This window comes from Flavonifractor porci, assembly GCF_037572415.1.
GTDB lineage: Bacteria > Bacillota > Clostridia > Oscillospirales > Oscillospiraceae > Flavonifractor > Flavonifractor porci.
Genome location: NZ_JBBHLB010000005.1, coordinates 210,732 through 229,300, shown reverse-complemented (window position 1 = coordinate 229,300; position 18,569 = coordinate 210,732). Strand labels below are relative to the sequence as shown.

The following is an 18,569-nucleotide window of genomic DNA, read 5'->3' as shown; positions in this document are numbered from 1 at the left end:
AACGCGTGCAGCTGACCGATACTAATAAGCCGAGGGCTTGACCTTAACATGATGATTGCAGGCGCTTGCCTGATATACTGGAAACTGCATTGTTCGGTTTTGAGGGTGCTGACAAAGCTAGAGATGCGCCTTTAGCTCAGCTGGTAGAGCAACTGACTCTTAATCAGTGGGTCCCCGGTTCGAATCCGTGAAGGCGCACCAATGGCCCGTTGGTCAAGCGGCTAAGACGGCGGCCTCTCACGCCGCAAACGTGGGTTCGATTCCCGCACGGGTCACCAATTTTAGAAAATTGGTCTTGACAGTGAGAAGAGAAAAGAATATAATAGCTTATCGTTGAGAAGAACGGTAAGGAGAAGAAAGTTATTGAAGTTTCTTTTGCTTACTTTTCTTTTCAAGGAAAAGTAAGTTGGTGTTGATTGCGGTGAGGGTCCACCCGTTCCCATCCCGAACACGGAAGTTAAGCTCACCTGCGCCGAAAATACTTGTCTGGAGACGGACCGGGAAGATAGGTAACGCCAACACAAAAGACGGACTTCTTTGGAAGTCCGTCTTTTTGCTATGTTTGGATCTGTTTTTGAATGGCGCGACAGAAGGCAGATAATAGATCGGGCGCAGGATGAGCCGGAACGCCGGTCTGGTAGGCGTGTAGACAGGAGCGAACCAAAGAAGCCCAGCAGGAGTCCAGGTGCTCCAGGGCCCAGAGACCTCCATCCGCTTTGGAACAGATCAGCCCATCTTTCAGATAGGCCAATACCCGGCATTGATTCAGTATGAAGTAAACTGGATTTGCAGTGGCTTCGTGCTCCGCATCGGCCACGTCGTGGAGGATACTGTCCAGATAGCAGGCTTGGGGCACCGGAGCGAATATCTGCTGAGGCGGAGGGCCGTAGATGGAGAATCCCACCCGATGGGCTACAGTAAAGTGGGCCGCAAGGTCCCGATCCAGCCCGTGCATAGCGCGGCAGTAACCTTCCAGCTCCGTCCAGCAGGCGGGCAAGTGCATGGGTGAAAAATGGAGATGAAATGGTGTGGGATAGCGAAAACGGGTACAGTCTGCCAATAAAACCACACTCATCTCCAGGCCCTTTGGCGGAGACAATGGAGTCAGATCCAATAGGGACTGGATCAGGGCTGCTTTTTGCGCTTGTGTGGGTATTGTATGAGTGACGACCAGAAAATCCACATCGCTGCTGTTCCAATGGAAACAACCGAATGCCAGAGAACCGTGGACGGCAATCCCAACCAGGTTGCTACCCAGGATCTGCTGACAGCGCAACGCTATCTGACGCAGAAGAAGACTACACTCCATTTGACTGCCTCACAGATTAGTAAGGACCTGGTCTATATAAAGAGCAGCATCAAAAGGGTCCAACGTGCTGTCCTTCCGCAGATACAGAGGATGGTGGGGATGTCCTTTTTTGGAGCGGGCGCCGGCGGAATACCAACAGGCGCCCAAATCGTTCCCGATCTCCACCATATCCCGCAGGCAGTTGGCCAGATAGGCGCGCTTTTCAATGATTGCGCCCCAGGCGGCCCAGATGGCGGGAGAGCCCGTTTTGGTCTGTTCCAGTGCCCAGCGGAAGGCGGCCATATTTTCCTGGTGAAGACAGGGATTACAGGTCTTCTCCATATCGTCGGGGCGGGTTGCCCGTTGGGCGTATACGTTGAACATGATAAAGCTGTCATAGCCGTTGCCCAGGGCGATGCGCTCCACCGACTTCAGGGTGTTGTCCAGATCGTTGGGTGCGGCGGTGGAGGGGTTAATGCCCACACAGATCAGGGGTCGGCTGCCCCGGGTGCCCAGAATGTAACGGTAGTCGCAGTAGCAGTTGGGGACGTAGAGCCAGCGCTCCACGTCATAATCAGTCTGAGGCAGCAGAGCCTCCTCCAAAGCCTGAGGAAAGGACTGAATATTCTGCTGGACGGTGTCGCAGGCGGGAATGTGCATGGTAAGACCTCCTGAGAAAGAACAGCTTGTGAGACAAGCCGCTCCATGATATACTCACCCTATCAGGATACAGGCAGGAGAAGCAGAATGCAATACCGAAGTGTGAAAAAGGGAATCTTCCGGGCCAGACCTAACCGCTTTATTGCCCATGTGGAGATAGATGGAGCGGTGGAAGTGGTCCATGTGAAAAATACCGGTCGCTGCCGGGAACTTTTGGTACCGGGGGCCGTTGTCTATCTGGAGGAGAGCGATAATCCCGCCCGTAAAACCAGATATGATCTGATTGCCGTGGAAAAGGGCGATCTGCTGGTAAATATGGATGCCCAGGCCCCAAATAAGGTGTTTCAGGAGTGGGCAGAGGCGGGCGGTTTTCTACCTGGTCTGACCCTGCTGCGGCCGGAGACTACCTGGGGCAGCTCCCGATTTGACTTCTACTGGGAGGCGGGGAAGCACCGGGGCTTTGTGGAGGTCAAAGGGGTCACGCTGGAGGACGACGGCCACGCCCGCTTTCCCGACGCGCCTACAGAACGTGGGATCAAGCATCTGGAGGAGTTGATCCGCTGCCGGACGGAGGGCTATGAGGCAGCTGTCTGCTTTGTGGTCCAGATGACGGGTATGAAAGATTTTGCCCCCAATGATGTGACCCATCCGGCCTTTGGCGAGGCGCTGCGGAAAGCCGCTGAGGCGGGTGTCTGGGTACTGGCGCAGGAGTGCAGGGTCACGCCGGAAACGCTGACCATAGCGGGACCAGTGAAGGTGCGGCTGTGAAGGAGGAAGAAAATGAGACCGATCTATCAAATATATCCCGGTGAGATCACAGCCAAGGGGAAGGCCTATCTGGTGATAGAGCAATGCCGGGCGGATGAACTGGACGAGGTGCTGGCGCAGGGCAGGGAGAAGCTGCTCAGCCTGGGTGCTACTGAGCTGTTTGTCACATCTCATGATCCGGCGGCACCCTTGGAAGAGGGCTGCCGGGAGGGCTGCCGACTGGAGTTTGTGCGGGATATGCTGATCTTGCAGCGAGATCTGTCTCAACTGCCTGGCCAGTGCCAGCGCCTCAGTATGGAGCCGCTGACCCGGGAGCGGGGTGGGGCCTGGCTGGCTCTGCATAATGAATGTTTTTTTGAAATGCCCAATTCTGCTACTTACGGACCTCAGGATCTGGACCGGGCCCTGGAGGAGGGGCACCGCTGCGGTTTTGCAGTGGTCAACGGGGTGCGAATCGGGGTATATGAACTGGACCTGACCCAGGAGATACCGGAGATCGAGGGGATTGCTTTGCATAAGGATGTACGGGGGCAGGGCCTGGGCCGGGAATTGCTCCGGGGGGCTATGGCGCTGTTGGGGGAGGCTGGATTTGACCAGTGTAAACTGCTGGTGGCCAGTGATAACGAGAGCGCTTTTTCCCTCTACCGCCGGACGGGCTTCAAAGCGGCGGGTATCCAGAGCAAGTGGTTCCGGATGCTGCCCAATCGAGTCAAAACCTCCGGTTAATCCGGAGGCTTAAGCAGACCCTATAAGGGCCTGATGCAGACGAAGCCCGTTAAGGGGCCCCGAAAGGTTTGCCGACTGCATTTCTTTCTCGGGCTACCCCTTAAGGGGTTCCTTTTATGCTTTCTTGTTATTTGGATCGCAAATGGGTCAATAAACTCTTTCAGTCCCATTTGGGCTGCTATTTGATCTGATGCAAGTAGGTTTCATATATACCATGCTATCTGCATTTTGTTTCGTCCCACTGTATACATAATACTATCTGACTCCAGAGTGCCCATTCCCATACTCATATTGCAGAAGTTGTATGCCGATCGAATCTCATCAGACGACTCTTTTCTTTCAAATAGCCCATAGCCTGTGACAAGCCAAACTTTACAATGAGCCAAAACAGACCGTGAAGTGGACAGCTGACAATAAACGGCGGTATGTTGCCCGTGTCGGGAGCACACCGCTTGTTTTGGTGTCTGGAGGTTCCAAAGGGGCAGCATCCCATTTGGAATACGACTTTGCTTGCAAAGTGTAGTGTGTTATATTTGCTGGCGTGGCTGGCAGGGAAAACAGGCCGGCTTTTTGCGAATAGAAATGAGCAAAAAATCGGGCTGATTTCAGACAATGGCAGCAGGTATATGAAGTTTCTGGCCTTCCTCTTACGTTCAGAGTTGAGGATAAAATATTCCGAAGTTGTGACTACACTCCTACTAAATGGACAGACAAGGCGGCCGATCCTCAAAGTTCTTGGCCGCACCCTCTTTCATTTGGGGCGTTCTTCCTTTCAAAATTGAAAAGGCGGGAAAGCCATTTTATGGCTTTCCCGCCTTGATTGCTTATCAGCAAAGACGGGCGGAGCTTTCAACGGCGGCGCATGAAACGTGCCGTACACCTTGACCGTTGATTGGCTCGACGGTCTTTGCCATTTATCTGTCCGTTGTCTTTCTGTGAAAGAGTGGGACTATGTAGTTGTTTCAATAAAAGGAACAGTGCTTCCATATCCTGTTCGATAAACTTCCTCAAAATTAAGCGGTCGGTAAAAAGGGTAGGTGTATTACTTTCCTTAATCATCGTTTTTCCTTTCTTGGTTGCAGACAATTTCGCTCATAATCTCATTTATGGTGTGTTTTGCGTTCTGCTCAACAGATTGTTCAGATGAACCGTATGTGACCAGTGCTTTCCACAAAGCCCACCCACGTGCTCTATCAATCGTTCCTTTATCAAGTCCTTGCAAAAAATATTTTCTGCTTTGACTGTCAAAGAAAGTCCAAGCAATGGCATAATCGCAGGCGGGATCACCGATCCCCATAATTCCAAAATCAATTACTCCGCAAAGGGTTCCGTCTTTAACCAGGAGATTTCCGGGTGCAATATCGCCGTGCACCAAAACTGGAGATTTTTTCCATTTTGTAAAAATGGCATTTTCCCAAATTTCTCGAATTTTGTCCGTTGGTAGAACATGAGATAATTCCTGCAATGCAACCGTTACCTGTTCGTTATAAACAGAAGGGTGAGCGCCCCGGAAAAAATTATGTTGGCCTGCGACCGGAGCACCTTTTGTATCAATCTTTTGCAGTCCTTTTAAAAAATCCGATAATAGAGAGGCAAAGTGATTCAGACTTGGAACATTACTTTTGCTTAACATCTTACCCGGAATATATTTGTTAATCAACCACGGGAACGGATAAGATCCAGCAGGCTTTCCATGCGCAATGGGGCAGGAGATGGGCAAAGACAGATGCTTTGACAGAAACGGGAGCCATTTCATTTCTTTTTCTACTTGCGGGACATACTCTTTTCCGCTTGGCAGGCGCACTGTCATTTCATCGCCTAAACGAAAGGTCCTGTTATCGTGACCATTGTGTTCTACTGGCTCAATTTCTAGATTCGCCCATTGTGGAAACTGTTCTTTTATTAAGTTGCAAACTAATGTTTTGGTTATTTCAATCATAGATGCTTCTTTCGGGGGCGCATAAAGAATTTTCCTACGTTTCTTTTAGAAACTATTATACAGGGGATACAAAGCCGCTTCAACCTACTTATTTTTTGACAAGAAAAAATGAGGACTTCATAAAGTCTATGGAGCCCTCTCAAAATTTAGTTTTCCTGTTTCCTTTGCGAAGTGAGGATCTTTTCCACGCATTTTATGGAGAGACAATACTTGCAGCATAACAATTCCATACTGACACCATTTTTATGGTCCTGATATATTTCAAAATCCCTCTGTGCAAGTTTCGCTTTTGTTCCGTTTTTGCTGCCCCAATTCTTTCTCTTGCAGCTCGGAATATACAGATACTCTCCATCAACATATTTTTGTATTTCGCTTACCAAATACGCAGGTAAAACATTCGTTGCAGATTTATAACCCATTTTGCTCTCCTTAATTGGTATTTTCCAAATAAGGCACAGCAAAAGCTACTACAACAAATTAAGGTTTCTTCATCCTATCGCAATAGCCTTTGCCATGCGATGGGTTTTGAAGAGTACTCGCATTAAAATCACCCTTTCTTTTATCTCGATCAGTGTAACGCTGCAAAAATGAAATGTCAGTTCAAAGCCCCCTATAGTATAGTGGGCTTCCTTGACTATAAGCTATTTTTGCCCCCGGCATAGCCGGGGGCGCCTTTTATGTTATCAGCGGTTTGCGGAAATCACCTGAATCCATTGTTCTGCTGTAAGAGGCTGGGAGAGCCGCAGGGAATAGGCGAAGTCTCCATCGGTCCATACAGCAAGCACATAGGATTGTTCTGCGTTTCCTTTCAGGTTAACAGTCAGGTCGTCCAGGCCGTAGGAGATCTGGGATGTATATGCCGTATAGTCTCCGGAGTTGTCCTCAGTTCCGGCAGATTTACGGAAGAGCGCCCACTGGGAATCGCCTTCACAGCGAATTTGAGCCAAGGTGTCGCCGTAGGCGGTATAGGTGCTTTGCTCCGCCAGGAAGGGCAGTGCCTCCAGATCGGATACCGGAAATCCCACCAGAGATGAGAGAGCCTGGGCGGAGGATGCCTCCTGGAGATTGGGAATCACGGTGACAGGGCCGGGCGGAGTTTCCACAGGCTGGGGCGAGGTGATCCGGGGCAGTACCGAGATCCCTGCCAGCACCACCGCCAGACAGGCGGCGGTAGCCAGCGTACGCCGCAGGATGAGAACAGAGCGGGAAGGAGGAGCGGTTTGCCCGGCTGATTCCAGCTGCGCCAGAATGCGGGACCGCATGGCATTGGTCACTGCAAGGTGGGACATGATTTCGTCATACTTCCGGGCCAAAGTCATACGCCTCCTTCAAAATTTCTTTGAGCTGAATACGGCCTCTGCGCAGGTCGGAGCGGACAGTGGACTCTTTCCGGCCCAGGATGGATGCGATCTGGGCAGTGGAACAGCCCTCATGGTAAAAGAGGTGGATGGCGGCCCGGGAATGTTGGGGAAGGGCTTTAACGGCCTCCCATACAAAGGAGAGGTCCTCCCGCTGCTCTGCGGCCAACGTGTCCCGCAACTCGTCCGCGGAGCGCAGGCGATTGTATTTCAACCTGTTTTTGCTCAGGTTGGCCGCTACCCGCAGCAGCCAGGCTTTTTCGTGCTGGGGACTCTCCAGGACAGGAGCGGTACGCAGAAATTGCAGCAGGGTGTCCTGGAGCACCTCCTCGGCGTCGCTTTGATTGTGGAGGTAGGAGTAAGCCAGGCGTAGGATACTGGTGCCGTGGATGTCCAGCATCCTGGCGGCCTGGGCATTGGCGGTTTGCCGGTCGGCCTCGTCCTCCGGCTTCTGGGCAAAGAGAAGTCGAAGGGCGTGCAGGATATGGGCGTGCAGGCCGGGCCGTCTCAGGCGGCAAACAGCGGTCATCCCCATTGACTCCTCTCCCTTCTGTGGTAACGGAACGCTGGCGTCATGCCACGGATGCCGCCAGTGCGAGCATAGCGTCCCGGCTCAGGCCGGCGGCGCTCTGGATGGCATAAGTATAGCCCTCCGCGGTCCAGACCGCAACCTTGACCGCGTCCCCATTACCCTTCAGGGTGATCTCTGTTCCGTGATAGGAGAGGGTATCCACCTGAGGATAGGCGGTGTAGTCGCCGCTGATATCGTCCTGCCCCACCGCCTTGCGGATGGTGAGGCCGTCGTTACAGAGGACCTGGATCATCTGATTGGACAGCACCGAGATATGCTCCGGGGTGCGGCCGTCAGGCAGGGTCAGAGAGAAACCAACCTGATCCTGAGCCTCTGCCAGAGTACCGTATGTAACAAAGGGATTGGGGATCTGAGCGGAGGGCTCAGTTTGAATGGAGATGGTGCCGCTGTCGCCGGTGATGGCATCCTCCTGGTTGCCCAGCAGGGCGTCAAAGAGAGCCAGTGGTACATAGGTGGTGCCATCCGCTGCGTAGGGCGGGCAGCCGAGGGAGAAGGGGGCACTCATGCCCACCATATCCTCCAGACTGGTGGTGATCACGTAGCGGTCCACCCCGAGCGTCACATCGGTGTGTACCTTGCCGGTGTCCACCCGGATCTGCTCTCCGGACCAGGTCACAGTGAAGCCAAGCTCTTCAGCCAGAGCACGGAGGGGAACCATCACGCTTCCCCGAATATCGGTATCGGCGCCGTTGACCTGGATTGCATAGCCGGAGGGGGAGGCGGTCTCGTCCACAGCGACGGGAGCGGCCAGAACAGGCAGACAGAGGGAGCCGGCCAGGGCCAGGGACAGCAGAGTGGGAACAAGCTTTTTCATAAAGATCTTCCTTTCCAGTGAATTGCGGAGAGGCTTTGCTCTCTCGTTGTGACACCCTAAATACAACCGGGCAAAAAGAAATGTTGCAAGACAATAAGAAATGTCCGCTGCTGTAGGCAGCGGACATTTGGAAGGTCAAGGGGGCAGATGGAAGATTCGGGCCCGCCGGTGGGAAGACAGCACCGATTGAAATCTGTAACCAGCGGCAGAAGAGAGACAGCCGATAGGGCAACAGGATCAAGGCATCTGCTCCCACCGGCAGCCACGGGCCTGTCCTGTGATGGTGCCCAGGCAGTCCAGATGATCTTCCTCCGTCACCTGGAGGTCGGGATAAGCCAGACTGGGGGCCAGCAGCCGCGTGACGCCCCTGCGGCGGCAGAGCCGCCGGAGAAGGACTTCCTGATTATAGAGATATACGCCGTATTCCTGCGCGTTAGGAGGGCGCTGGGCGCACAACAGAACGGCGCCGGAGGGGTACACCGGTTCCATGCTGCCGTCGTTAAGAAGGACTGCAAAGTCCGCTTCCCGGGCGGCTTCATCCACTTCCGGGATCAGGACGGCCCGGACCGGCGGGGCGCCGGTGGCACCAGTGGTATAACAGAAGGTACGTTTTACCGATACGGTTCCGATGGATTTGACGCTGGCAGCGCTCATCAGAGCCAACATGACCCCAGCTGTTCGCCGGCGCTGGGGTTCCAGCCGCCGCAGCGCCAGCAGTAAACGCAGCTCCTCCGGAGAGAGCAGAACCACGCCGTCCTGGCTATTGGCAGTGACGCAGCATTCCGGAGGCAGCTCGTCATCCAACAGATAGCGGATAGGTACCCTCAGCACCCGGGTGATCCGATCCATAGGCCCAATCGCCGGATTTTTCGTCTGTCCCGACAAAATTTTATTCAGCGTACCTAAAGGTACGCCGGACAGGCGGGAGATATCCTCCGACGTCAAGTGGCGCAGTTTTTTTACATAAGCCAGCTTTTCCACCATCAGAGACATGGGCACACCTCCAGATAAACCCCCGACCGGATGCGGTCAAAACCTCCCGGTCGGTGGACAAAATAGTCTGTTGGCATTGACAATTTATGCGGAATACATTATATAGAGTATGCAGAGGGGCAAAAATACAAGATATAGAAACAGAGAGGAGAGAATGTGGAAAATTATTGCAATCAACAGTATAATACTTTTTAGTAGGGAAAAAGAGCGAAACGTGTCGTGAAACGGTGAAATTGTAACAAATATCAGAGAAAATGAGGAGAGAGGAAATCATGGGCAATCACAATATGGAGTATCGTGTATATCTGGATAGAGCTTCCCGCCCCCAGATGTATGGGATCCGGACTCACAACGGAATCTGTGTGGGACGGATTTCCACCGATTTTCAGGAAGTCAACCGGCTGGCCGAGTGCTGCAACAATGCCAGTCTGTCTCCGGTTCACCTTGCTGATGTTGTAGAAGATTTTCGACGCTCCTGAAGGGAAGAAAATGGATCCAAATACTTGACCGGCGCACCGGAATCCGGTAAACTGAGACCGGCAAACGGCAATCGAGTCAAGCAGAGTAAAAAGCCACCCGCCAGGGTGGCTTTTTCGTTGTGCTTAAAGGGGGAGAAGAAGCATGGAGCAAACGCAGAAAAAGTGCGGCCTGTCCCGCTTCTGGAAGCGGGAGCCGGTGCTGTGTATCGCTGCGGTATGCGCGGCGGCCTCCGTTTTCCTGAATCCGCCATCGGCGGACTATCTCAATTTTATCGACTGGCGGGTGCTCAGTCTGCTGTTCTGCCTGATGGCAGTAGTGGCTGGGTTGCAGGAGTGCGGCGTGTTTGCAGTACTGGCCCAGCGGCTGCTGGCCGGCGAGCGGCGGATGCGGTTTGTGACCCTGGCGCTGGTATTGCTGCCTTTCTTTGTGTCCATGCTGGTAACCAACGATGTGGCACTCATTACATTTGTGCCTTTTGCGGTGCTGGTGCTGGGACTCATTGGCCGGACGGAACGGCTGATCTACATTGTGGTGCTCCAGACCATTGCCGCCAATCTGGGGAGTATGGCCACCCCGGTGGGCAACCCTCAGAACCTGTATCTTTATGCCAACTATGAGCTGACTGCCGGTCAGTTCTTTGCCACCATGGTGCCCCTTACCCTGATCAGTCTGGCGGGGCTGGTGATTGCGGCCCTGTGTGTCAAACCGGAGGGGATTCGGGTCACCTTTTCGGAAAAAGCATCCATCCGCAGTCCTGGGCGGTTGGGACTAATGGTGGGACTGTTTGTGCTGTGCCTGCTCTCGGTGTTCCGGGTGCTGCCCTATCCGGCCCTGCTGGCTGTGGTGGTGTCAGGGATGCTGATCTTTGACCGTCCCCTGTTTCGAAAAGTGGACTACGGCCTGCTGGCTACCTTCTTTTGCTTCTTCCTTTTTGCGGGCAATGTGGGAGCCTGCGCCCCCGTACGGGAGGCACTGACGGCGGTAATGGAGCAGAACACTGCCCTGGCCTCCGGCGTTACCAGCCAGGTCATCAGCAATGTGCCGGCAGCGGTGCTGCTGTCCAACTTTACCACCGACTGGCATGGTTTGCTTGTCGGCACCAACATCGGCGGTCTGGGTACTCCCATTGCCTCCCTGGCCAGCCTGATCTCCATGAAAGCCTATCTCAAGTCCCCCGGCGCCAGTGCCGGCCGCTATCTGCTGGCGTTTACCCTGGCCAATGTGGCAGCCCTTGCCATTTTGGCGGGCAGCGTCATGCTGATGGGGCTAATTTTTCCCGGATAAGCGAATTTTGAGCCCAATATGAGCGGATTGCGGCTTGTATTTGACGAAAAACCATAGTATAATAATATACTGCTTCTTTTGCGTATTACGGCGGGCCGGGGGAACCGGCAGCCTTGTTGGCCGGATCACCGGACCCGGCCTATATTCCATTAGAGAGGGTTCGGCATGACATGAATCGTACGTTGGAACATATCCTTCCCCGGGTGCAGAAGCCTGCACGCTATACCGGCGGTGAGTATAACGCGGTGGTGAAGGACCGGCGCCAAGTGGATGTGCGCTATGCGCTCTGCTTCCCGGATACCTATGAGATCGGAATGTCCAATCTGGGTATGCGTATCCTTTATGGGGTCATGAACCAGATGGACGGCGTCTGGTGCGAGCGGGTGTTCGCGCCCTGGGGCGATATGGAGGAGGAAATGCGCCGGGAGGGCATCCTGCTCTATGGCCTGGAGAGCGGCGACTCCATCGCGGATTTTGACCTGATTGGGTTCTCCCTGGGCTATGAGATGGCATATACCAATGTGCTCAATATGCTGGATCTGGCCGGACTGCCCCTGCGCTCCGAGGAGCGCTACGGCCTGTCTCCCATTGTGATCGCCGGCGGCACCTGCGCCTACAATCCGGAGCCCCTGGCTCCATTCGTGGACATTTTTGTGCTGGGTGAGGGCGAGGACGTCAGCGTGGAGATCATTCAGCTCTATCGTAAGGCCCGGGAGGAGTGCTGGAGCAAGGATGAATTCCTGGCTGCCGCCGCTCAGATCCCCGGCCTGTATGTGCCCTCCCTCTATGAGGTATCTTACCGTTCTGACGGCACCCTGGAGCGGGTGACCACCCGTGAGGGCGCCCCTGCTGTGGTGACCAAGCGGATCGTTCAGGACTTTGATAAGAGCTACTTCCCCGTGAAGACCATTGTGCCCTCCACCGAGATCGTCCATGACCGGGTGATGTTGGAGCTGTTCCGGGGCTGTATCCGGGGCTGCCGGTTCTGCCAGGCGGGCTATGCCTACCGGCCGGTCCGGTCCCGTGACCCGGAGATCCTGCTGAAGCAGGGTATTGAGGCCTGCAAGGACTCCGGCTATCAGGAGATGACTTTGTCCTCACTGTCCACCAGCGATTACCGTCCTTTGGAGCACCTGTGCGACGGGCTGCTGGACTGGTGTGAGCCCAACCGGGTGTCCCTGTCCCTGCCCTCTCTGCGGGCGGACAACTTCTCCCTGGGGCTGATGGAGCGGGTGCAGCACGTCCGTAAGTCAGGACTCACCTTCGCCCCTGAGGCGGGCACCCAGCGTCTGCGGGACGCCATCAACAAGAACGTTACCGAGGAGGACCTGCTGCGGTCCTGCCGTACCGCCTTTTCCGGCGGCTGGTCCAGCGTAAAGCTCTACTTCATGCTGGGCCTGCCCACCGAGACTGACGAGGATGTGCTGGGCATTGCCGACCTGGCGGAGAAGGTATATAAGACCTGGAAGGAGGTCACCCCCAACCCCAGGCGGGGCGTGACCATCACCGTGTCCACCGCCTGGTTCGTGCCCAAGCCCCACACCGCCTTCCAGTGGGAGCCTCAGATCACCATGGAGGAGTATCAGCGCCGGGTGAAGCTGCTGCGGGAGCATATGAAGGGCCGGTCCATCAAGTACAACTGGCACGATTCCCAGACCAGCTTCCTGGAAGCGGTCTTTGCCCGGGGCGACCGGAAGGTGGCCGACGTCATTGAGACCGCCTGGCGGCAGGGCGCCAAGTTTGACGCCTGGAGCGAGTATTTTGACTTTGATCGCTGGCTGGCCGCCTTTGAGGCCTGCGGCGTGGACCCCGCTTTTTATGCCAATCGGACCCGTGAGAAGGACGAGCTGCTGCCCTGGGATGTGACCAGCGTGGGCGTGACCAAGCACTTCCTGTGGCGGGAGCGGGAGCGGGCCTATGAGGCGGTCATTACCCCCGACTGCCGGGTCCAGTGCACCGGCTGCGGGGCCAATCAGCTCTATCCGGGAGGGAAATGTGATGCATAGACTGGCATTTAGCAAGGCGGATACCGCCAAATTCATTTCCCACCTGGATCTGATGCGTACCTTCCAGCGGTCTTTCCTGCGGGCGGGTATCCACATTAAGCACACCGAGGGTTTTAATCCTCACGCCTTCGTCTCTATCCCTCTGCCCCTGTCGGTGGGCTACTCCAGCAGCTGTGAAGTGCTGGAGTGTCAGGTGCTGGATACGCCCCTGGAGGAAGTTCCCCAGCGGATGAACGCCGCCCTGCCCGCCGGTATCACCGTCCAGCGGTGCTATGAGGGCGTACGGCCGGTGAAGGAGCTGTACTACGTCAACTATATCGTCACCCTGGAGTATGAGGCCGGAGCTCCCTTTGGGGCGGAATCCGCCATCCGGGGCCTGCTCAGCCGGGACAGCCTGGTGATGGAAAAAAAGAGCAAGAAGGCCAAGGCCGGCAAGGTGGAGGTGGATCTGATCCCCCTCATTGCCAAGGCGACCGTGGAGGAGCGGCGGGACACCATCGCTCTGGACCTGATCCTGAAGGCCCAGAATCCGGGCCTGAATCCCGAGCTCATCGTGTCGGCCATCCGTACCTACTGTCCCGACGCCGCCCCCGATTATGCGGTGTTCCACCGCCGGGCAGTTCTGGATGAGCAGTTCCAGCCTTGGGAGTAATTGTATCAAAAGGGAAGGGACTTTCCGCGCTTGGGCGGAAAGTCCCTTTTTTGAAGGAGGAAGAATTGACAAAGAGTATGGGCCGGGACTACAATGAGGCCTGTTGTACCGGGCATACTGTGCCGGTGCGGAAATCCCTGAAGCGAGGCGAAGATATCAATGAAAATACTGTGTCAATTTGGTGTGATCTTCGGGGTATGCTGGGTGAGCCAGATCCTGGAGCGCCTGCTGCCCTTTCCTTTTCCGGCCAGCGTGATCGGTATGGTGCTGCTCTTTGTGCTGCTGGCTGCCGGCGTGCTGAAGCTGGAGCACGTCCGGGAGAAGGCTGACTTCCTGCTGGCCAACATGGCCTTCTTTTTTCTGCCGGCCGGTGTCAGCGTCATGAACTACTTTGATGTATTGAGCAGTGCGTTGGTACCCCTGCTGGTGATCTGTCTGGTGACCACAGTGCTGGTATTCGGCGCCACCGCGTTGAGCATCAAGCTGACCCTGCGGCTGATGGGAAGGGGGAAGAGTCATGGTTGAGTGGACCAATTCTCCTTTCTTCGGGGTTGCCATTAGTGTATTGGCCTTTTGGATCGGCGTCAAGATCCAGAAAAAGACGGGCCTGGTGGTATGCAATCCACTGCTCATCGGCGTGATTCTGGTGATTGGCCTGCTGCTGGCGTTGGGGATTCCCTACGAGTACTATGACCAGGGTGGCAGCCTCATCAATCTGTTCCTCTCTCCCGCCACTGCCTGTCTGGCCGTGGCCATCTATAGCAAAGTGCGGCTGCTGAAGGAGAACTGGCTGCCCATTCTGGTGGGCTGCGTGGTGGGCTCCCTGGTGTCTATGGGGAGCATTCTGGGACTGTGCCGCCTCTTTGGGCTGGATCAGGCCATGACGGCCTCCCTGCTGCCCAAGTCGGTGACGACCCCCATTGCGGTCAGCGTAGCCCAGGCCCACGGCGGAATTCCCTCCATCACCGTGGTGGCGGTGATCCTCACCGGCATTCTGGGCAGCATCCTGGCCCCCCTGCTGATCCGGCTGTTCCAGGTGAAAGACCCCATTGCTGCTGGACTGTCCATCGGGGCTTGCTCCCATGCTGTGGGTACCTCCAAGGCCCTGGAACTGGGCGAGACTGAGGGTGCTATGAGCGGTTTGGCTATTGGGGTATGCGGCCTGGTTACCGTGATCTTTTCCCTTATGATACTGTAAAAAGATGTGCGGCACAGCGCCCGACGATCACACAGCCGCTCTTTTCTGCAAGCGCCTGGAGCACCTTTATCTGCTGTAAAAAAGCATACTCCGAAGCGGAGAACGACGGCTGGCCATCCGGTGAAAAGTCATTTAGTAACTGGTTGCCGCTTTCCGTGCATTTCCCTGCTGCTTTATAATACATTCTGTATAGACCGAGCAGTGAATGTACTATTGTTAAATTTTATTTTACATTGACTTTTTTCGATTTGGAGTATATACTGGAGTACAGTTCGAATATAATAGATTTGGAGGGAGGAGTACGATGCGCGACCACGCTGCGGATGCAAAGGTATTCAAAGCTTTCTGTGATGTGAACCGGCTGCAGATCTTGGAACTGCTGCGCAGCGGTGAGAAATGCTCCTGTGTCTTGCTGGAGGATTTGCACATCAGTCAATCCACCTTGTCCTATCACATGAAGATTTTGTGCGATTCGGGTATCGTGGTTGGCCGGGCGGAAGGCAAATGGACATACTACGGGATCAGTGATGAAGGCAGCGCATACGCTAAAGAACTGTTGCAGATGCTGACCAGAAGGAATACTTGCGGCAGCAGTGACTGCGTCTGCCGGACATAAAAGCCATCGGTGGGACGATGGCTTTTATTCAAAAGATTAAATCGAAAAAATTAGAACTGTTTGTCCGGAGAAAGGAGAACGCTTTATGGAAGTGATTCATACAATTTGGCTGTTCTTCCAGGATCAGATCCTTGGAATGAAATGGCTGAATGCCCTGATCGGTGATGCTCTGACTGCCATAGGTCTATCCCTTGACAGCGTCATCGGCGGGGGGCTGCAATTTTTTATCTATGACACCATTAAAATCTTTATTTTGCTCTCGGTACTGATCTTTGGCATTTCTTACATTCAGAGTTATTTTCCGCCGGAGCGCACCAAGAAGATTCTGGGGCGGTTTCACGGTATCGGCGCAAACTCAGCTGCGGCCCTGCTGGGTACAGTGACGCCTTTTTGCTCCTGCTCCTCTATTCCCATCTTTATGGGTTTTACCAGCGCGGGGCTGCCGGTGGGCGTGACCTTTTCCTTCCTGATTTCTTCCCCCATGGTTGATCTGGGTTCTCTGGTGCTTTTGATGAGCATTTTCGGCACCAAAGTTGCGGTCATCTATGTGGTCCTCGGTCTGGTGATCGCTGTTGTTGGCGGCACCTTGTTGGAAAGATTCAGGATGGAGCGTTATGTGGAGGATTTTATCAAAAACGCCCCGCACATGGACGCAGATGGTCAGGAGTTGACCTGCCGCGATCGGGTCTGGTTTGCCAAAGAACAGCTGCTGGGAACCATCAAGAAGGTTGCCCCTTATATCTTTATCGGTGTAGGTATCGGCGCCTTTATCCACAATGTGGTTCCCCAGGAGTGGGTGGAGATGGTTCTGGGCAGCGACAATCCTGTTGCCGTTATCCTGGCCACTCTGGTGGGCGTTCCTATGTATGCTGATATCTTTGGGACGATCCCTGTGGCGGAGAGCCTGCTGTTCAAGGGTGCCGGCCTGGGTACGATCCTGTCGTTTATGATGGCTGTTACCACTTTGAGTATTCCGTCCATGATCATGCTGAAAAAGGCGGTAAAGCCTAAACTGCTGGCTACCTTTATCGCCATTTGCACCGCGGGCATCATCATCGTGGGCTATTTTTTCAATGCGATCCAGTTCCTGCTGGTTTAGGAAACAAGAAGGATCCAGCGCCATGTGGATTTGGATGTTGCGGATTGGATGTGAACCAGTCTGCTTCACATTTATTTGATTTGGAGGTATTTGCAATGAGTCTGTTTGGTTTTAGCAAGAAGAAAGAAGAAAAAGTGCCTGCCTGTGCTTGTCAGTGCGGCTGCCCCACCGCCGAGGTGGATGTTTCCAAAGTTGTGAAAGGAGGGGACAGCACTGCCAATGACGTGCGCTCCATCAAGGTATTGGGTGCAGGCTGTGCCTCCTGCCATACCCTGCTGGAAAATACAAAAGAAGCTGTGAGGGGTATGGGCCTTGATGTAGAAGTGGAGTATGTGACCGACATGGCCAAGATTGTCGGCTATGGAGTCATGAGCGTTCCCGCTCTGGTGGTCAATGAGAGGGTGGTCACGATGGGCAAGGTTCTGAAAGCAAATGAGGTGGAAAACCTGCTGAGAAAAATCCATATCTGAGCAGAAGGCTTGCCCGTGTATGTATGTGGTTGCAGATTACGCTGTCAATCACGATAAGTGCGGAGATTGTGCTCCTCGCTGCGGTCGGCCCTCCCAGTGGATAAGCCATGGCTGGCACACAAAAATGGGATAGATGCCATAAGATGCAAAAACTATGCAGCTGGAATATTGTTTTCTATTAAAAACGGCATAAAATAGAAATGGATCCGTAAAAGCTGTATGGATTTGGAGCAGCAAAGGAGGTTTCGGCATACTTGCCTGAGCGGTCGGGAAGGCTTAAAGCATCTGTCGGAATCCGTTCAACATGGGAGGAATCGAAGTGACCAACGAAGAAATTATGAAGGTTGTAAAACCGGCAATTTGTGCCCAACTCAAAAGCCCGGCATCGGCGCAGTTCCCAGTTGATATGATATCCATCGTGGGAGATGAGACAAGAGGATACCATATAGCCGGTTTTGTAGACTCCCAGAATAGTTATGGGGCTATGATCAGAAATGACTTTACCGCCGATGTCGTGATCGAAAATGGATTCCCTGTCGTAAAAGCATCCACTGTGGCAGTTAAAGCCAACAAAGCGAGGGCGAAGGAGTTCGGGCTCAACTATCTGGCTATTACCATTTTTACGATTGCAGGGGGAGCCTTGCTGTATTTTATCATTTCCATGATGGTTGGACTATAAGATAAGGGGGACTCATGATGGCGTTTAAGAGGATGGAAGGCTTTGCGGGAAGTGTTCCTCAGGGATTTATTGACCGCAATGTTCAGACTTGTCCCCTGTGTGGAACGTCGGTTCCCCACTGGAGCATTGATCAGAAAATGCAGATGAAGTTGGAAGGGAATCTATACCTGTTCAAATGTGAACAGTGTGGCTGCATCCTCAGCTCCCCTGTTCCTGATGTAACCGGCTTTAACAAGACGATGCTTACGACGACCGGACTGCTGAAAAAGCTTTCTGGCAAGAAAAACGGAGTCATTTACATAAAGGTGCAGGATGCCGGCAGCAGCGGGATGACGGAATGTGTTGGCAAGGAGTATACGCTGCAGGAAATCAACCAAATGGCCGCAGAGAAAGGGAATGGCGGACAAGCGGAGCAGAAGTTTTATTAAAACGGAAAGAGAAAGCCTTGAAACTACAGTTTCAAGGCTTTCTCTTTTTAAACGTGAAGGCAAGGAAGCTTGCGGGGTCACAGGAACAGGCTGCTGCAGCCCTGAACCGCCAGGAACAGGACTCCGGCAGAGAGCAGGGGAGCGATCTTGCTTGCTGGTCCGGAGGCCAGACGCTGACAGATGGCGGTAAACAGGAAGGTCAGCACCATAAACGCAGCCCAGCTTACCAGGGCAAACCGGAGCAGCTCCTGACCGGACATCAGACCCGCCGCCAGAGGCAGCAGAACGAACGTCAGTGCGCTGAGCAGCGCTGTCACAGGCCAGCTGCGACGCTCCACCGGCTTCCCGGAATAATACTCCAGGATCAGGGCCACCAGGGAGATCCCGCTGACCAGCATCAGATCCAGCTGAGGAAGAATGGCGGCGGGAGAATAGGCCTGCACTGCCAGGTAGCCCAGAAATACCAGGCCTGCCACCAAAGCCAGGAAGGTATTCAGACGATAGGTATTTTTCATCACA

Annotated in this window: 22 protein-coding genes, 2 tRNA genes and 1 rRNA gene; 16 read left to right on the top strand and 9 right to left on the bottom strand. The window is 54.1% G+C overall.

Annotated elements, in window-relative coordinates:
• Positions 1-125 precede the first annotated feature (125 nt).
• From WHJ28_RS06800 to rrf, 3 genes are all read left to right on the top strand, one after another.
• A tRNA-Lys gene (locus tag WHJ28_RS06800) sits at positions 126-201 on the top strand.
• Between the two features lie 2 nt (positions 202-203).
• Positions 204-278 (top strand) — tRNA-Glu (locus WHJ28_RS06795).
• 127 nt (positions 279-405) lie between these two features.
• Positions 406-521 (top strand): 5S ribosomal RNA (rrf, locus tag WHJ28_RS06790).
• Between the two features lie 35 nt (positions 522-556).
• Here rrf and WHJ28_RS06785 read toward each other — a convergent pair.
• Together WHJ28_RS06785 and WHJ28_RS06780 are read right to left on the bottom strand one after the other, a co-directional pair.
• Entirely contained in the window at positions 557-1,309 is a 753-nt protein-coding gene (locus tag WHJ28_RS06785; protein ID WP_340040929.1) for an aminoglycoside adenylyltransferase domain-containing protein, read from the bottom strand.
• Positions 1,310-1,318: 9 nt separating this feature from the next.
• Positions 1,319-1,948: a DUF1643 domain-containing protein gene (locus WHJ28_RS06780; RefSeq protein WP_340040927.1), complete on the bottom strand. Its 630-nt coding sequence runs from the start codon at positions 1,946-1,948 to the stop codon at positions 1,319-1,321.
• 87 nt (positions 1,949-2,035) lie between these two features.
• On the opposite strand from WHJ28_RS06780, the gene sfsA reads away from it, so the two are divergent.
• The gene (sfsA, locus tag WHJ28_RS06775; protein ID WP_340040925.1) at positions 2,036-2,716 is read left to right on the top strand and encodes a DNA/RNA nuclease SfsA; all 681 of its coding nucleotides are present in this window, start codon (positions 2,036-2,038) and stop codon (positions 2,714-2,716) included.
• 12 nt (positions 2,717-2,728) lie between these two features.
• Positions 2,729-3,442 (top strand): GNAT family N-acetyltransferase, encoded by a 714-nt coding sequence (locus tag WHJ28_RS06770; protein WP_340040923.1) that lies wholly within the window; start codon positions 2,729-2,731, stop codon positions 3,440-3,442.
• A 1,051-nt stretch (positions 3,443-4,493) separates the two neighbouring features.
• On the opposite strand, the gene WHJ28_RS06765 is transcribed toward WHJ28_RS06770, so the two are convergent.
• The 6 genes from WHJ28_RS06765 to WHJ28_RS06745 form a co-directional block, all read right to left on the bottom strand.
• On the bottom strand, positions 4,494-5,381 hold the full coding sequence (locus tag WHJ28_RS06765) for an aminoglycoside phosphotransferase family protein (RefSeq protein WP_340040921.1): 888 nt from the start codon (positions 5,379-5,381) through the stop codon (positions 4,494-4,496).
• A 146-nt stretch (positions 5,382-5,527) separates the two neighbouring features.
• Positions 5,528-5,800, bottom strand: coding sequence for a CD3324 family protein (locus tag WHJ28_RS16500; protein WP_425461104.1), 273 nt, complete (start codon positions 5,798-5,800; stop codon positions 5,528-5,530).
• A gap of 264 nt (positions 5,801-6,064) precedes the next feature.
• On the bottom strand, positions 6,065-6,694 hold the full coding sequence (locus tag WHJ28_RS06760; RefSeq protein WP_340040919.1) for a hypothetical protein: 630 nt from the start codon (positions 6,692-6,694) through the stop codon (positions 6,065-6,067).
• Complete coding sequence (locus WHJ28_RS06755) at positions 6,678-7,268, bottom strand: RNA polymerase sigma factor (RefSeq protein ID WP_340040917.1); 591 nt, start codon at positions 7,266-7,268, stop codon at positions 6,678-6,680. Before WHJ28_RS06755 ends, WHJ28_RS06760 begins: the two co-directional genes overlap by 17 nt.
• 43 nt (positions 7,269-7,311) lie before the next feature.
• Positions 7,312-8,145 (bottom strand): stalk domain-containing protein, encoded by an 834-nt coding sequence (locus tag WHJ28_RS06750; protein ID WP_340040915.1) that lies wholly within the window; start codon positions 8,143-8,145, stop codon positions 7,312-7,314.
• A gap of 237 nt (positions 8,146-8,382) precedes the next feature.
• Entirely contained in the window at positions 8,383-9,138 is a 756-nt protein-coding gene (locus WHJ28_RS06745; protein ID WP_340040913.1) for a helix-turn-helix domain-containing protein, read from the bottom strand.
• Positions 9,139-9,392: 254 nt separating this feature from the next.
• Here WHJ28_RS06745 and WHJ28_RS06740 point away from each other — a divergent pair, with 254 nt between their 5' ends.
• From WHJ28_RS06740 to WHJ28_RS06690, 11 genes are all read left to right on the top strand, one after another.
• Positions 9,393-9,617, top strand: a complete 225-nt coding sequence (locus tag WHJ28_RS06740; RefSeq protein WP_340040911.1) for a DUF6514 family protein — start codon at positions 9,393-9,395, stop codon at positions 9,615-9,617.
• A gap of 142 nt (positions 9,618-9,759) precedes the next feature.
• Complete coding sequence (locus WHJ28_RS06735) at positions 9,760-10,902, top strand: SLC13 family permease (RefSeq protein WP_340040909.1); 1,143 nt, start codon at positions 9,760-9,762, stop codon at positions 10,900-10,902.
• 170 nt (positions 10,903-11,072) lie between these two features.
• Positions 11,073-12,908, top strand: coding sequence for a TIGR03960 family B12-binding radical SAM protein (locus tag WHJ28_RS06730; protein ID WP_340040907.1), 1,836 nt, complete (start codon positions 11,073-11,075; stop codon positions 12,906-12,908).
• Positions 12,901-13,560 carry a TIGR03936 family radical SAM-associated protein gene (locus tag WHJ28_RS06725; protein ID WP_340040905.1) on the top strand — a complete coding sequence of 220 codons (660 nt, stop codon included), beginning with the start codon at positions 12,901-12,903 and terminating at the stop codon, positions 13,558-13,560. Before WHJ28_RS06730 ends, WHJ28_RS06725 begins: the two co-directional genes overlap by 8 nt.
• 159 nt (positions 13,561-13,719) lie before the next feature.
• Positions 13,720-14,085, top strand: a complete 366-nt coding sequence (locus WHJ28_RS06720) for a CidA/LrgA family protein (RefSeq protein WP_340040903.1) — start codon at positions 13,720-13,722, stop codon at positions 14,083-14,085.
• On the top strand, positions 14,078-14,758 hold the full coding sequence (locus WHJ28_RS06715; RefSeq protein ID WP_340040901.1) for an LrgB family protein: 681 nt from the start codon (positions 14,078-14,080) through the stop codon (positions 14,756-14,758). Before WHJ28_RS06720 ends, WHJ28_RS06715 begins: the two co-directional genes overlap by 8 nt.
• A gap of 304 nt (positions 14,759-15,062) precedes the next feature.
• Positions 15,063-15,374 (top strand): ArsR/SmtB family transcription factor, encoded by a 312-nt coding sequence (locus WHJ28_RS06710; RefSeq protein WP_340040899.1) that lies wholly within the window; start codon positions 15,063-15,065, stop codon positions 15,372-15,374.
• Positions 15,375-15,459: 85 nt separating this feature from the next.
• The gene (locus WHJ28_RS06705; RefSeq protein ID WP_340040897.1) at positions 15,460-16,473 is read left to right on the top strand and encodes a permease; all 1,014 of its coding nucleotides are present in this window, start codon (positions 15,460-15,462) and stop codon (positions 16,471-16,473) included.
• 50 nt (positions 16,474-16,523) lie between these two features.
• Positions 16,524-16,943 carry a thioredoxin family protein gene (locus WHJ28_RS06700; protein ID WP_340040939.1) on the top strand — a complete coding sequence of 140 codons (420 nt, stop codon included), beginning with the start codon at positions 16,524-16,526 and terminating at the stop codon, positions 16,941-16,943.
• 319 nt (positions 16,944-17,262) lie between these two features.
• Positions 17,263-17,622, top strand: a complete 360-nt coding sequence (locus WHJ28_RS06695; RefSeq protein WP_340040895.1) for a hypothetical protein — start codon at positions 17,263-17,265, stop codon at positions 17,620-17,622.
• Positions 17,623-17,636: 14 nt separating this feature from the next.
• Positions 17,637-18,050, top strand: a complete 414-nt coding sequence (locus tag WHJ28_RS06690; protein WP_340040893.1) for a CpXC domain-containing protein — start codon at positions 17,637-17,639, stop codon at positions 18,048-18,050.
• A 77-nt stretch (positions 18,051-18,127) separates the two neighbouring features.
• Here the strand turns inward: WHJ28_RS06690 and WHJ28_RS06685 are convergent, their stop codons facing one another.
• Entirely contained in the window at positions 18,128-18,565 is a 438-nt protein-coding gene (locus WHJ28_RS06685) for a hypothetical protein (protein ID WP_340040891.1), read from the bottom strand.
• Positions 18,566-18,569 lie beyond the last annotated feature (4 nt).

Excerpts from the sequence above, each read along its gene's own strand:
- WHJ28_RS06750 (WP_340040915.1), bottom strand. The coding sequence starts at position 8,145 with ATGAAAAAGCTTGTTCCCACTCTGCTGTCCCTGGCCCTGGCCGGCTCC.
- WHJ28_RS06710 (WP_340040899.1), top strand. The coding sequence starts at position 15,063 with ATGCGCGACCACGCTGCGGATGCAAAGGTATTCAAAGCTTTCTGTGAT.
- WHJ28_RS06725 (WP_340040905.1), top strand. The coding sequence starts at position 12,901 with ATGCATAGACTGGCATTTAGCAAGGCGGATACCGCCAAATTCATTTCC.
- WHJ28_RS06735 (WP_340040909.1), top strand. The coding sequence starts at position 9,760 with ATGGAGCAAACGCAGAAAAAGTGCGGCCTGTCCCGCTTCTGGAAGCGG.
- WHJ28_RS06765 (WP_340040921.1), bottom strand. The coding sequence starts at position 5,381 with ATGATTGAAATAACCAAAACATTAGTTTGCAACTTAATAAAAGAACAG.
- WHJ28_RS06745 (WP_340040913.1), bottom strand. The coding sequence starts at position 9,138 with ATGTCTCTGATGGTGGAAAAGCTGGCTTATGTAAAAAAACTGCGCCAC.
- WHJ28_RS06770 (WP_340040923.1), top strand. The coding sequence starts at position 2,729 with ATGAGACCGATCTATCAAATATATCCCGGTGAGATCACAGCCAAGGGG.
- WHJ28_RS06715 (WP_340040901.1), top strand. The coding sequence starts at position 14,078 with ATGGTTGAGTGGACCAATTCTCCTTTCTTCGGGGTTGCCATTAGTGTA.
- WHJ28_RS06720 (WP_340040903.1), top strand. The coding sequence starts at position 13,720 with ATGAAAATACTGTGTCAATTTGGTGTGATCTTCGGGGTATGCTGGGTG.
- WHJ28_RS16500 (WP_425461104.1), bottom strand. The coding sequence starts at position 5,800 with ATGGGTTATAAATCTGCAACGAATGTTTTACCTGCGTATTTGGTAAGC.
- sfsA (WP_340040925.1), top strand. The coding sequence starts at position 2,036 with ATGCAATACCGAAGTGTGAAAAAGGGAATCTTCCGGGCCAGACCTAAC.
- WHJ28_RS06705 (WP_340040897.1), top strand. The coding sequence starts at position 15,460 with ATGGAAGTGATTCATACAATTTGGCTGTTCTTCCAGGATCAGATCCTT.
- WHJ28_RS06785 (WP_340040929.1), bottom strand. The coding sequence starts at position 1,309 with ATGGAGTGTAGTCTTCTTCTGCGTCAGATAGCGTTGCGCTGTCAGCAG.
- WHJ28_RS06740 (WP_340040911.1), top strand. The coding sequence starts at position 9,393 with ATGAGGAGAGAGGAAATCATGGGCAATCACAATATGGAGTATCGTGTA.
- WHJ28_RS06690 (WP_340040893.1), top strand. The coding sequence starts at position 17,637 with ATGATGGCGTTTAAGAGGATGGAAGGCTTTGCGGGAAGTGTTCCTCAG.
- WHJ28_RS06780 (WP_340040927.1), bottom strand. The coding sequence starts at position 1,948 with ATGCACATTCCCGCCTGCGACACCGTCCAGCAGAATATTCAGTCCTTT.
- WHJ28_RS06685 (WP_340040891.1), bottom strand. The coding sequence starts at position 18,565 with ATGAAAAATACCTATCGTCTGAATACCTTCCTGGCTTTGGTGGCAGGC.
- WHJ28_RS06730 (WP_340040907.1), top strand. The coding sequence starts at position 11,073 with ATGAATCGTACGTTGGAACATATCCTTCCCCGGGTGCAGAAGCCTGCA.
- WHJ28_RS06755 (WP_340040917.1), bottom strand. The coding sequence starts at position 7,268 with ATGACCGCTGTTTGCCGCCTGAGACGGCCCGGCCTGCACGCCCATATC.